This window comes from Jeongeupia chitinilytica (assembly GCF_014652315.1).
Lineage (GTDB): Bacteria > Pseudomonadota > Gammaproteobacteria > Burkholderiales > Chitinibacteraceae > Jeongeupia > Jeongeupia chitinilytica.
Window position 1 is genome coordinate 597,910 of sequence record NZ_BMYO01000001.1, and the last position, 12,242, is coordinate 610,151.

The 12,242-nt window shown below is 62.1% G+C and carries 15 protein-coding genes; 6 read left to right on the forward strand and 9 right to left on the reverse strand.

Features of this window, described 5'->3' with window-relative positions:
• Position 1 precedes the first annotated feature (1 nt).
• The 6 genes from IE097_RS02865 to argF form a co-directional block, all read right to left on the reverse strand.
• Complete coding sequence (locus IE097_RS02865) at positions 2-496, reverse strand: YajQ family cyclic di-GMP-binding protein (protein ID WP_189458613.1); 495 nt, start codon at positions 494-496, stop codon at positions 2-4.
• Between the two features lie 58 nt (positions 497-554).
• Positions 555-866, reverse strand: a complete 312-nt coding sequence (gene ppnP, locus IE097_RS02870; RefSeq protein WP_070527107.1) for a pyrimidine/purine nucleoside phosphorylase — start codon at positions 864-866, stop codon at positions 555-557.
• Between the two features lie 24 nt (positions 867-890).
• Positions 891-1,112 (reverse strand): DUF2788 domain-containing protein, encoded by a 222-nt coding sequence (locus tag IE097_RS02875; protein WP_229797390.1) that lies wholly within the window; start codon positions 1,110-1,112, stop codon positions 891-893.
• An 84-nt stretch (positions 1,113-1,196) separates the two neighbouring features.
• Positions 1,197-2,414, reverse strand: a complete 1,218-nt coding sequence (locus tag IE097_RS02880; RefSeq protein WP_189458614.1) for an argininosuccinate synthase — start codon at positions 2,412-2,414, stop codon at positions 1,197-1,199.
• A 78-nt stretch (positions 2,415-2,492) separates the two neighbouring features.
• Positions 2,493-3,119: a leucine efflux protein LeuE gene (gene leuE / locus IE097_RS02885; protein WP_229797391.1), complete on the reverse strand. Its 627-nt coding sequence runs from the start codon at positions 3,117-3,119 to the stop codon at positions 2,493-2,495.
• Between the two features lie 7 nt (positions 3,120-3,126).
• Positions 3,127-4,074 (reverse strand): ornithine carbamoyltransferase, encoded by a 948-nt coding sequence (argF, locus tag IE097_RS02890; RefSeq protein WP_268247075.1) that lies wholly within the window; start codon positions 4,072-4,074, stop codon positions 3,127-3,129.
• A gap of 181 nt (positions 4,075-4,255) precedes the next feature.
• Between argF and IE097_RS02895 the strand changes: the two genes are divergently transcribed.
• Both IE097_RS02895 and IE097_RS02900 read left to right on the forward strand, forming a co-directional pair.
• The gene (locus tag IE097_RS02895; protein ID WP_189458615.1) at positions 4,256-4,582 is read left to right on the forward strand and encodes a DUF3579 domain-containing protein; all 327 of its coding nucleotides are present in this window, start codon (positions 4,256-4,258) and stop codon (positions 4,580-4,582) included.
• Positions 4,583-4,693: 111 nt separating this feature from the next.
• Positions 4,694-5,434: a beta-ketoacyl-ACP reductase gene (locus IE097_RS02900; protein WP_189458616.1), complete on the forward strand. Its 741-nt coding sequence runs from the start codon at positions 4,694-4,696 to the stop codon at positions 5,432-5,434.
• A gap of 59 nt (positions 5,435-5,493) precedes the next feature.
• Here IE097_RS02900 and IE097_RS02905 read toward each other — a convergent pair whose 3' ends face one another.
• Together IE097_RS02905 and IE097_RS02910 are read right to left on the reverse strand one after the other, a co-directional pair.
• Positions 5,494-6,621 (reverse strand): L,D-transpeptidase family protein, encoded by a 1,128-nt coding sequence (locus tag IE097_RS02905; RefSeq protein WP_189458617.1) that lies wholly within the window; start codon positions 6,619-6,621, stop codon positions 5,494-5,496.
• A 14-nt stretch (positions 6,622-6,635) separates the two neighbouring features.
• Positions 6,636-7,691, reverse strand: a complete 1,056-nt coding sequence (locus IE097_RS02910) for a tetratricopeptide repeat protein (RefSeq protein ID WP_229797392.1) — start codon at positions 7,689-7,691, stop codon at positions 6,636-6,638.
• Between the two features lie 82 nt (positions 7,692-7,773).
• Here IE097_RS02910 and IE097_RS02915 point away from each other — a divergent pair, with 82 nt between their 5' ends.
• The 3 genes from IE097_RS02915 to IE097_RS02925 all read left to right on the forward strand — a co-directional run bounded on the left by IE097_RS02915 (position 7,774) and on the right by IE097_RS02925 (position 10,168).
• Positions 7,774-8,121 (forward strand): DMT family protein, encoded by a 348-nt coding sequence (locus IE097_RS02915; protein ID WP_189458619.1) that lies wholly within the window; start codon positions 7,774-7,776, stop codon positions 8,119-8,121.
• A gap of 84 nt (positions 8,122-8,205) precedes the next feature.
• Positions 8,206-8,832 (forward strand): uracil phosphoribosyltransferase, encoded by a 627-nt coding sequence (gene upp, locus IE097_RS02920; protein WP_189458620.1) that lies wholly within the window; start codon positions 8,206-8,208, stop codon positions 8,830-8,832.
• A 94-nt stretch (positions 8,833-8,926) separates the two neighbouring features.
• Positions 8,927-10,168, forward strand: coding sequence for a uracil-xanthine permease family protein (locus IE097_RS02925; protein ID WP_189458621.1), 1,242 nt, complete (start codon positions 8,927-8,929; stop codon positions 10,166-10,168).
• Between the two features lie 60 nt (positions 10,169-10,228).
• Here the strand turns inward: IE097_RS02925 and IE097_RS02930 are convergent, their stop codons facing one another.
• On the reverse strand, positions 10,229-10,798 hold the full coding sequence (locus IE097_RS02930; RefSeq protein WP_189458622.1) for a YIP1 family protein: 570 nt from the start codon (positions 10,796-10,798) through the stop codon (positions 10,229-10,231).
• A 49-nt stretch (positions 10,799-10,847) separates the two neighbouring features.
• On the opposite strand from IE097_RS02930, the gene IE097_RS02935 reads away from it, so the two are divergent.
• The gene (locus IE097_RS02935) at positions 10,848-12,116 is read left to right on the forward strand and encodes a porin (RefSeq protein WP_229797393.1); all 1,269 of its coding nucleotides are present in this window, start codon (positions 10,848-10,850) and stop codon (positions 12,114-12,116) included.
• The last annotated feature ends 126 nt before the right edge of the window (positions 12,117-12,242 follow it).

Here is a 12,242-nt window from a genome sequence, read left to right on the forward strand (position 1 = left end):
CTCAGTCGCGGAAGTTCTGGTACTGCAGCGGGAAGTCGGTGATCGACTTGCGCATCAGTGCGATGACTTCCTGCAGCGTGTCGCGTTTGGCACCGGTCACGCGGACGGCGTCGCCCTGGATCGCGGTCTGCACCTTGAGCTTGGCGTCCTTGATCAGTTTGATGATCTTCTTGGCCAGTTCCTGGTCGACGCCGGCCTTGATCTTCAGCACCTGCTTGACCTTGTTGCCGGAAATCTTCTGGACGTCGGCGGCTTCAAGCCGCTTGCTGCTGTCCGGTTCCTTCTTTTCGAGTGCCGGAAACAGCAGTTCCTTGATCTGGTCGAGCTGGAAGTCCGAATCGCCGTACAGCGTGATCGTTTCTTCCTTTTCCTGCAGCTCGACCTTGGCACTGGTGCCCTTGAAATCGTAGCGGTTGACAATCGCACGCTCGGCGATGTCGATCGCATTCTTCATTGCGACCATATCGACTTCGGAGGTGATATCAAATGACGGCATGGCAGTTCTCTTGCTGGCTTGAAGCGGAAAGGGCGGCTTGCGCCGCCCCGGGTCTGGCTCAGTCGAAGTGGCAGACGTAATGCAGCGTTTCGGTGACTTCGATGTCGAAGCTCGAATTGCCCGGCACATTGAAGGCCTGGCCACCGATGACTTCAACCGGATGTGCGCTGCCGGCGACCTTGACGACGCAATGGCCGTCTTCGATTTCCATCAGTTCCGGCGCGCCGGTGTTGAAGGTGTAGGTGCCGGGCAGGATCACGCCGACGGTTTTCTTGCTGCCGTCGGACAGAATGATGGTGTGCGAGACGCACTTGCCGTCGAAGTAGACGTTGGCTTTCTTGACGACGGCGACATTGTCGAACTGGGACACGGACAACTCCTTGTTGAATGGGGGTTATTTTTGCAGGACTTCGGTCAGCACTGTCTTGACGATGAATCCGAACATGCCGAAGCCGAGGACGAAGGCCAGCACGATCGTGCCGTAGCGGCCGGCTTTCGAATCCTTGGCCAGCTTGTAGATGATGAAGCACATGTAGGCAATCAGTGCCGTGCAGAGAATGGTCACCGAGAGGGTGGTGAACGTCTCTTCGTCCATGTTCAGGAAGGCGTCGAGCATCGGGTCCGCAGTCTGTCTGAATGGTGGGGAATAGCGGCCGGCCGCCGCGCGGGCTTAAACCCGGCGTGGCAGTCGGTATCGCGATCAGCGGCCTTTCTTGCCGGCGATGCGCAGGCGCAGCGCGTTCAGCTTGATGAAGCCGCCGGCGTCGGCCTGATTGTACGCGCCGCCGTCGTCATCGAAGGTCGCGATGGTCTGGTCGAACAGCGTGTCCTTCGAGTCGCGGGAAACGACCGAGACGCTGCCCTTGTACAGCTTGACGCGCACCCAGCCGTTGACGTTCTTCTGGGTATGGTCGATCAGGGTCTGCAGGGCGACGCGCTCCGGCGCCCACCAGTAGCCGTTGTACACCAGGCTGGCGTAACGCGGCATCAGGTCGTCCTTCAGGTGCGCCACTTCACGGTCGAGGGTGATCGACTCGATGCCGCGATGCGCCTTCAGCAGGATGGTGCCGCCCGGGGTTTCGTAGCAGCCGCGGCTCTTCATGCCGACGTAGCGGTTCTCGACCAGATCGAGACGGCCGATACCGTGCTTGCCGCCGAGTTCGTTCAGCTTGGCCAGCACTTCGTGGGCCTTCAGGCGCACGCCGTTGATGGCGACGACGTCACCGTGTTCGAACTCCAGATCGACGAATTCGGCGGCATCCGGCGCGGCTTCCGGCGATACGGTCCAGCGCCACATCGACTCTTCGGCTTCGGCCTTCGGGTCTTCGAGGTGACGGCCTTCGAAGCTGATGTGCAGCAGATTGGCGTCCATCGAGTACGGGGCGCCGCCGTTCTTGTGCTTCATGTCGACTTCGATGCCGTTGGCTTCGGCGTAGGCCATCAGCTTTTCGCGGCTCAGCAAATCCCATTCGCGCCACGGTGCGATGACCTTCACTTCCGGCATCAGCGCATAGGCGCCGAGTTCGAAGCGGACCTGGTCGTTGCCCTTGCCGGTTGCGCCGTGGCTGATCGCGTCGGCCTTGGTTTCGCGGGCGATCTCGATCAGCCGCTTGGCGATCAGCGGACGGGCGATCGAGGTGCCGAGCAGGTATTCGCCTTCGTACAGCGCGTTGGCACGGAACATCGGGAATACGAAATCGCGGACGAACTCTTCGCGCACGTCGTCGATGTAGATGTTTTCCGGCTTGATGCCGAACTTCAGTGCCTTCTGGCGTGCCGGCTCCAGCTCTTCACCCTGACCGAGGTCGGCGGTGAAGGTGACGACTTCACATTGATAGGTGTCCTGAAGCCACTTCAGGATCACGGACGTGTCCAGGCCGCCCGAGTAGGCGAGTACGACTTTCTTTACATCAGACATGGAGTTCCCCGATCGGTAACAGTTGGGTGAAACAGGAGCGGTTGCATGCGCGCAACCGGGAGGTAACGGTCCGGAGCCTCAGCGCCCGAGGGCGAGTCTGGCGCCGAAGCTGACAAACAGCAGGCCGGTGAAGCGTCCCAGCAACGGCGCAATCCATCGTCGTCGCGCCAGTCGCTGGGCAATGCGCGAACCGGCGAGAATCAGCAGGCTCAGGTAGCTGATGCTGGCCACTTGCACGATGAGGCCGAGTGCGGCAAAGGTAAGCCCGACGTGCGGATAGCCCGGGTCGACGAACTGCGGGAAGAAGGCCATGAAGAACAGGATGGCCTTGACGTTGACCAGCGAGATCGACAATGCCTGCTTGTAGGCATGCTGGGCGGGGACGTCCGGCTGGCCGGCGTCGGTATGACGACGGCGGCCGAAGACCAGCTTCAGCCCCAGCCAGCCCAGATAGGCTGCGCCGGCATAGCGGACGACATCAAAGGCCACCGGGTACGCCTTCATCAGCGAGGCGACGCCGAGTGCGGCGGCAAGCATCAGGACGAAGTCGCCGGTGACTACGCCGGCGGCGGCAGCGAAACCGGCGCGTGTCCCGCGTTTGGCCGCCACCGACAGCGTGAACAGCGAGTTCGGTCCCGGCATCAGGATGATGACCGCGGTACCGACCAGGTAGGTCGCAATGTCGGTGATGCCCAGAATGCTCACGGCGGAATCAGTCCTCGATCTTGCCCAGCAGCAGGTACTCGATCACGGCCTTCTGCGTGTGCATGCGGTTTTCGGCTTCGTCCCAGACGACCGATTGCGGACCGTCGATCACTTCCGGATCGACTTCCTCGCCACGGTGTGCCGGCAGGCAATGCATGAACAGGGCATTGGCCTTGGCCTGCATCATCAGCTTTTCCGAGACCTTGTAATTGATGAAGTCCTTCTTGCGCTGCAGCGTTTCGCGTTCGTAGCCCATCGACACGCTGACGTCGGTAGTGACGATGTCGGCGTCGCGCGCGGCCTGGTACGGGTCGTAGAACTGCTCGAAGTGCTCGCTGCCGTACGTCTGGCCGTCGAGCACGGTCATCTCGTAGCCGCGCGGGCAGGCGAGGTTGAGCTTGAAGTTGAACGTTTTCGCGGCTTGCAGCCAGGTCCGGCTGACGTTGTTGCTGTCACCGATCCAGGCGACGGTCTTGCCTTCGATCGAGCCGAAGCGTTCGATGTAGGTGTAGATGTCGGCCATGATCTGGCAGGGGTGATACTCGTTGGTCAGGCCGTTGATGACCGGGACTTTCGAGTTTTCGGCAAAGCGTTCGATGATGCTCTGCTCGTAGGTGCGCACCATGACGATGTTGACCATGCGGCTGATGACCTGCGCGACGTCCTCGATCGGTTCGCCGCGGCCGAGCTGGGTGTCCTTGCTCTGCATGAACATGGCGTGGCCGCCGAACTGGGCCATGCCGGCCTCGAACGAGACACGGGTACGCGTCGACGACTTCTCGAAGATCATGCCGAGTACCTTGCCGACAAAAGGCTGGTACAGCTCGCCGCCCTTCAGGCGATCCTTGATGATCTTGGTGCGCTGGAACAGGTAGTCGTACTCTTCGCGGGAGAAGTCGGAAAATTGCAGGTAATGACGCATCGGCAGGCCTTTGTCGTCGCGGCAATCGCGCACGCGTTTTTTCTAATAAAACGGCTATTATTCAGCGGTTTGTCGGTTACTGGCAAGAACGCTGCTTGGAGTTGGGGGAGATCCGGATGCCCGGACCCGTTCGTTCGCTGGCGCGCGGTGGTACAATTCGCGCTGTTCGGCGCTTGCATGAACGTCCCCGAGTCCTCCATTCAGCAGACTGCCAATGATCTGTAATCCATACGAAATCATCATCCAGGGCATCACCAGCAACGGACGGGAATTCCGCCCCAGCGACTGGGCTGAGCGGCTGTCGGGCATTCTTTCCACATTCGGCTTCGACCAGAAGCTGTCCTATGCGCCGTATGTCCGGCCGATGGTGCACGAAAACGTGCGTTGCGTAGCCGTCGACAAGCAGCTCGAGAAAATCGACCCCCGGGTGTTCGAATTCATCATGACCTTTGCGCGTGACAACGATCTGCGCATCGTCGATTGCCGCACGCTGATCGATCAGTACAACGCCGTTCCGCCAGGACGCAATCCGGCCGCCTGACAGGTTCAAACACCGGTCGGCTCAAGGTTGTTGCGCCGCACAAATCTGACTATCCTGCATTCGTGAGCCCGGGTACGGGACTATTTTGCGATGCGGAACGGGGTATTTGAGATGAGACTGAAGGGCAAGGTAGCAATCATCACCGGTGGCGCGAGCGGCATCGGTTACGCAACGGCGAAAAAGTTTGCCGCCGAGGGCGCCAGGGTTGCCGTGTGCGACGTGAACCAGAAAGGGATCGACGACGTCGTTTCCGAGCTGGTTGCCGGTGGCGCGGAAGCCAGCGGCCACCTCGTCGATGTGACCAATCGCGAACAGATCGCCGCCATGGTCGATGGCGTCAAGGCCGGGTTTGGCCGGATCGATGTCCTGGTGAACAACGCCGGTATCGTGCTTGATGCGCAACTGGTGAAAATGACCGACGACCAGTTCGATCAGGTCATCGACATCAACCTCAAGGGTGTCTACAACTGTACCCGTGCCGTGGTCGAAACCATGGTTGCGCAGGGTGGTGGCGTGATCCTCAATGCGTCGTCGGTGGTCGGTGTCTACGGCAACTTCGGCCAGACCAACTACGCAGCCAGCAAATTCGGCGTGATCGGCTTCGTCAAAACGTGGGCGAAGGAGCTGGGCAAGAAGGGGATTCGCGCCAATGCCGTGTGCCCGGGCTTCGTGGCGACACCGATTCTCAAGAGCATGCCGGAGAAGGTCATTGCCGCGCTCGAAGAGCGAGTGCCGATGCGCCGTCTGGCTCAGCCCGAGGAAATCGCCAACGTCTATGCCTTCCTTGCGAGCGACGAAGCCAGTTACATCAACGGCGCCGCGATCGAAGTGACCGGCGGTCTGACGCTCTGACTTGTACTGTCGCACACGAAAAAGCCCGGATTATCCGGGCTTTTTTCATGGCGATCCGCTCAGGATTTCGCTGCGCCGTCCCAGACGATGCGCCAGTCGTTGTCGACACGTTGCCAGTACTGGCGCCGCACGCCGCCGGGTGTTTGCGCGTCGTCGAAGGTTGCCACGCGCTGTTCGGATGCGACGTTGCCGCCGAAAAGACTGAGCCCCTCAGGCGGCGTTGCCCGGTCCTGGTCGAGCATGGCCAGTGCTGCCTGGCGCTGCTGCTGCCATGCACTGCGCGGCAGCCAGTTGATCTTGCGGACGATGACCACGGGTGTCACGCCGATCTGCAGGCTGGTCGACAGCGCGCGCATGTCCTCGTTGCCGAGCGCGACACAACCGTTTGACGACCACGGCGCGCGTGCGTAGGTATCGTAGGGAACCCCGTGCAGCCAGATGCCGTGGCCGGTGCGGCCCTGCTGGCGGTCGAGCTCGTTCGGATAGGAGATCGGCCAGGCGCCGATGCCGTACAGGTCGGCCTTCTTGCCCAGCATCGCGTCGAGCTGCGCACGCGGCATCTCGCCGGTGACGAAGTAGACGCCGAGCGGTGTGCGCTGGTCGCCTTCCTTCTGTTTGTCGACGCCGAGTTTGCCGATGGTGGTGTAGAAATCGCTGACCCGTTTCGGCACGCCCTGGTCGTTGCGGAACAGGTAGACGCGCGAGGTGTCGGCCTCGACCACGACGACGTGCTTCTGTTTCGGTGACAGGATCAGCACGTTGGCCGGCAGTGCATCGGCCGGTGGCGGGTTGCGTGCTGCCTGGACGCGTGCCAGTGCTTCGTGCCGCAATCCTTCGAGGACGTCCGCCGGGCCGCTGGCCGCACCGCCGACGGCGCGCAGCGGGCCGCTGCGCATCGCGTACAGATCGGCCGACAGCAGGTGGGCGAGGCGGTAGTCGGGCTCGCTGGCGAGCAGGGCGTCGACGGTGGCGCGTGCATCCCGCATCCGCCCGGCGCGGATTGCATCGATGGCCGCGACGATCATCTGCTCGGGCGAGCCGCTGGCGGCACGCCCCTCGCGCGATTGCGGTTCGGCATCGAGCGACGCACTCATCGGAGCGGTGAATTTCGGCTGGGCCGCCGGTGCAAGCACCAGAAGCAGGAGTACGGCGACGAGCCGGCGGGCCCGGGACAACGTGGTCGACATGACGATTCAGCCTGTCAGCGGCCCGAGCGCTCTTCGCGGATCAGCCATTCGCCGCCGCTCTTTTCGAGGATCAGCGTCTTGCCGGTGGTGCTGGTCAGCCGGTCCGAGCGATAACTCTGGCGCAGTCGGACCTTGGCGGTCTTGTCGTCGCTGAAATCGACGCGGATGTCGGACAGTTTGACTTCGATCGACTTCGGCGCCGCAACGCGCTCCCGACGTTCCTTGGCCCAGTTCGCGTGGCTCTGCCCGGCCGGTGCGTAGTCCTTGGTATAGGCGCCGAGATAGCCGTTGACGTTCTGACGCTCCCACATCTGCGCCCAGCGTTGCACGGCGGCGACAACATCCTGCTGGCGGGCATCGACGGCCGGTTTGGGGGCGGGCGTCGGCGTCGGTGAGGGTTGCGGGACCGGCGTTGGCGCAGGGGTCGGTTTGGGTGTCGGTGCCGGCGTCGGTGCCGGCGTCGCTGCCACCGCTGGACCCGGCGCGGCAGACGGCTTGACCGGCGCCATCGCGACGGCTACCGGGCTAGGCGCGGGCGCCTTGCTTGGCGTTGCTGCCGGCCGTGCCGGTGTGCCGTTGCGGCTGAAGAGTTCGTTGACGAGCTTGAGCTTGGTCTGCGCGCTGCCCTTGTTGCCTTCAAGTTGCAGCGCCTTGTCGTAGGCTTGTGATGCCAGCCGTGCGTACAGGTCGCCGAGGTTCTCGTGCGCGGTTGCGTAGCTCGGGTTGGTCTGAATTGCCATCTGCAGCGCAGTGCGTGCCTTGTCGTACTGGTTCTGTTGCGCGTACAGCACGGCCAGATTGTTGTACGGCTCCGGCAGTTGCGGATAGTCCTCGGACAGACTGACGAAAGTCTTGATCGCATCGTCGCTGCGGCCGAGTTCGGTCAGCGCCAGTCCCCGCAGGAAGCGGATTTGCGGGTCCTTCGGCGTCTTGGCCAGTGCCCGGTCGGCGCGTTCGAGCGCCGGGGCGTACTGACGCGCCTGCAGCAGCTGCTGGATATCTTCCTTGTCACCAGCCTGAACGGTTCCGGCAAGCAGTAGCAGGGCAAGGGAGAGGCGACGCAAACGCATGAGCATAATTCCTGTTTTCGGCGCGATTCGGCCGACGTAGACTGCGGCGATTCTATCAAAACCCGGCTACCGGTTGCGGATCATGCCCCTGCCTGTTGGATTGCAGACCATCCTGCTGTTGATTGCCTCGAACGTGTTCATGACGTTCGCGTGGTATGGCCACCTGAAGTTCGCACACAGCAAGCCTTGGGTGATCGCTGCGTTGCTGAGCTGGGGCATTGCGCTGTTCGAGTACCTGCTGCAGGTGCCGGCCAACCGGATCGGTTACGGCACGTTTTCGCTGGCGCAGCTCAAGATCATCCAGGAAGTGATCACGCTCTCGGTTTTCGTCCCCTTCGCTCTATTTTATGCCGGCCAGCCGTTCAAGCTGGACTTTGTCTGGGCCGGGCTTTGCCTGGTCGGGGCGGTCTACTTCATGTTCCGCAGCTAGGCGGCAAACCCGGACTTTCGTCAATGGCGCTTGCGCCACGGACGGATACAATCAATTCATACAATCTATCTGTCGGGATTCACCATGCACATTCACGTCGTCAACCATCCGCTGGTGCAGCACAAGCTTTCCCTGCTGCGCGCCGCCGAGATCAGCACCAACAAGTTCCGCATGCTGACCGACGAGCTGGCCCGGTTGCTGGCGTACGAGGCAACACGTGACCTGCCGCTCGAACCGGTGACCATCGACGGCTGGTGCGGTCCGGTCGACGTGCAGCAGATCAAGGGCAAGAAGATGACGGTGGTGCCGATCCTGCGCGCCGGTATCGGCATGCTCAACGGCGTGCTGGATCTGGTGCCGTCGGCCAAGATCAGCGTCGTCGGTCTGGCGCGCAACGAGGAAACGCTGCAGCCCGAACCGTACTTTGAAAAGTTCGTCGGTGACCTTCACGACCGGCTGGCACTGATCATCGATCCGATGCTCGCCACCGGCGGTTCGCTGGTCGCGACGATCGACATGCTCAAGCGCAAGGGCTGCAAGGAGATCAAGGCCATCGTCATGGTGGCGGCGCCCGAAGGGGTCAGGCTCGTCAACGAAGCGCATCCGGACGTGCAGATCTACGCCGCATCGCTCGACTCGCACCTGAACGAGCACGGGTACATCATTCCGGGGCTCGGCGACGCCGGCGACAAGATTTTCGGGACGCGCTGAGCGGACCGAATCCGGAAACGGGCGCCAACAGGCGCCCGTTTCGTGTGTCTGCGGCAATCAGCCGCTCCCAAACAAAACCAACACAGGGATGACCATGTTCTCCACCGTCAAACAAGCGATCTCGGGCGCGCAGATCCTGTTCGTCGCCTTCGGCGCGCTGGTCCTGGTGCCGCTGCTGACCGGGCTCAACCCCGCGCTGGCACTGCTCGGCGCCGGCATCGGCACGCTGATGTTCCAGTTCGTCACCAAGCGGGAAGTGCCGCTGTTCCTCGGTTCGTCGTTCGCCTTCATCGGCCCGATCATTTTCTCGATCCATACCTGGGGGCAGGCGGCGACGCAGTTCGGTCTGTTCGCCGCCGGCTTCATGTACTTCCTCGTCGCCGGGCTGATCCGCTGGCGCGGTATCGCCTTCATCCACCGGCTGCTGCCGCCGGTGGTCATCGGTCCGGTGATCATGGTGATCGGTCTGTCGGTTGCCGTTGCCGCATCGGGCATGGCCATGGGGCAGGGCGGCGGCAAGCAGCTGATTCCGTACCAGACGTCGATCCTGCTGGCGGCGATTTCGCTGGCGACGACCATCGTCGTCGCGGTGTTCGCCGGCGGCATGTTGCGACTGGTGCCGATCCTGTCGGGTGTGTTTGTCGGTTACGGTGCTGCCGTGCTGATGGGCGTGGTGAATTTCGCGCCGATCGCCGCTGCACCGTGGTTTGCACTGCCGCACGTTGTCCATCCTGAAATCAGCTGGGCGGCGGCACTGTTCATGATGCCGGTGGCGATCGCGCCGGCCATCGAGCATATCGGTGGCGTGATGGCGATCGGCGGGGTGACCGGCAAGGATTACACCGCGTCGCCGGGCCTGCACCGGACCCTGGCCGGTGACGGCTTGGGCGTCTGCTTTGCCGGCCTCGTCGGCGGCCCGCCGATCACGACCTACGGTGAAGTGACCGGCGCGCTGATGATCACCAAGAACTTCAATCCGGTGATCATGACCTGGGCGGCGGTGCTGGCGGTGATTCTGGCGTTCTTCGGCAAGTTCAATGCAATCCTGCAGTCGATTCCGCTGCCGGTGATGGGCGGCATTATGGTGCTGCTGTTCGGGACCATTGCCTCGATCGGCCTGAAAACACTGATCGACGCCAAGGTGGACCTGATGGCACCGCGCAATCTGGTCATCGTTGCCGTGGTACTCACCTGCGGCGTTGGCGGCCTGACGCTGCAACTGGGCGACCTGAATCTGGCTGGCGTCGGCCTCGTGAGCCTGCTGGCGATCGTGCTCAACTTCGTGCTGCCGCAGGACAAGCATCACGAGGGCATTGTCGAGGGCCAGGACGTCTGACGGTAGGCGATGCACAAAAAAAACGGCCCCTCGGGGCCGTTTTTTCATGATGGTCCAGCGTCAGAAGAACAGCGGCACCAGCACCAGTGCGCACAGCAGTGCCCAGGCTGCAGCGCCGACCGACATCACCAGATAGGCGACGTCTTGTGCCTCGATGTCCTCGGTGGTGCCGAGCAGCGACGGGACTCCGTGGTACAGCAGGCAGAAGGCCGCGCCGAGTCCGATCGCTCCGCACAGCGCATTGAACGCGATGCTGGGCACGAACAGCGTCAGGGCCGACAGCCACAGCGGAACCGCCGCCAGTGCCGCAAGCAGATAGGCGCTGTCACGGTCCGTCGAAAAGTCGCGAATTGCCGCAACCTGGCGGATGACCGTCGCCATCAGCGAGACGGTGACGATTTCGGCGCAGAAGAAGATCGTCGCAACGGCGATCCAGCGCGAGAAAGGTGCTTCGGGTGCGTAGTAGTTGCCGTTGACGCCCCCGGCGTACAGGATCATTGCCGCCGGCAGCAGCGACAGCGGGATCACCAGTGACAGCAGGATCTTCAGGCTGGCCGGATGGCGGGATTTCAGTTCGTCCCAGCCCTGGTGATAGGACGTCAGCATGTGGGGGTAGTCGCTCGCTTTCATGGTTCGATCTCCTTGCCATCGAATCGCTGCGCCCGTTGCGCATCTATCCATGAGCTTAGACCCGCCTACGGGTGACGATTTCCGCCGTTGGGCCTTTTCCCGGCAGTCGGTTGCTTTGAGTCGAAAAAGCACCTTGCCGGGTTGGATCGCGGCGGAGTGTGCAGCCTGTTTGAAAAGCTGGCCGTGTTCCCCCGTCTCGCGTTACATAGCGATTCCGTTGCGCAAAATTTGCCAGAGTCATGCCATGAACCACCGCCAATCCGGTGTCCTGTTGCTTGCCCTGCTGTTGATCCAGCCTTGCCTGGCAAAGCCCGATGCGTCGTCCGCGGACGACGACGAGGAGGCGGAGGCCGGACTGAGCTGGTCTTATCAGCGCTGGACATTCGGGGTGTCCGGCTCGCTGGCGGGGGAAATCCACCGCAATGCGGCTTCGAAAGGCGCAAACAAGTGGAACACCGAGCTCGACCCGGTTTTTGCGCTGGATCTGGCTTATGCGCTGCCGGATGACGACCGGCTGGTGGTCAAGGTCGATACCGGTCTGGAAAGCTGGCGGCCCGCGAGTCAGCGCAAACCGGGCAACCGCGAGGCCTATCTGGGTTATCAGTCCGACACCTGGGGGACGGTCAAGCTGGGAACGAACGGCTCGCCCAGCTGGCGGTTGCTCGACGAGGAATACGGCACGCACGGCTTGAACTGGCCGGTCAGCTATAGCGGCTATGGCCGGCTGAATGTATTGCGGATGGCCGACTGGGTGAAAAACACCCTGGCCTATGCCAGCCCGGAATACGCCGGGTTCAGCGGCGAACTCGCCGTTTTGCTGGCGGACAATGACTGGCTCGAGCGTTTTCACGACGTGTTGCTGCATTACGCGCAGGAAGACCGGTTCCGTGTCGATCTGGGTTTTGTCGGGCAGCAAACGGATCGTCCTGTAGCGCCGTTGCGGCAGCATTTCCTTGCCGGTGAATACAGCTGGCAAAGCGTGACGCTGAGTCTGGGTTACAAACACATGGCGCAAGACCGGACCATGGACCGGTCGGTCATCTGGTCGCAGCTGGGCTATGCATTCGGCCAGAACGAACTGCATTTGGGCGTGGCCCGGGTCAAGGACCGCGCGTTCGCTGCGCTGGATATCGGCACCATGGTGCTGGGGACCGGCTACACCCTGCACATGAACCAGTACCTCGATTTCTATTCCGATCTGACCTGGGCCAGAAACCGTGCCGACGGCGGTATCGGCGCCAGCGATGTCGATCCCCGCTACAGCCTGGGCAGCGTGCGATCCAGCCAGTGGATCACCGGCCTGAGTCTGGATTTCTGAGTGTATTTTGCTTGATTCCGGCGCAAGGCACGTTTCTGACAAAGCCGTTTCAGATCAACCACTTCCGTAGTATCTAAGTCATTGATTATTGACGATTTTGCCGTGCGAGCCGGATAATCGGTGGTT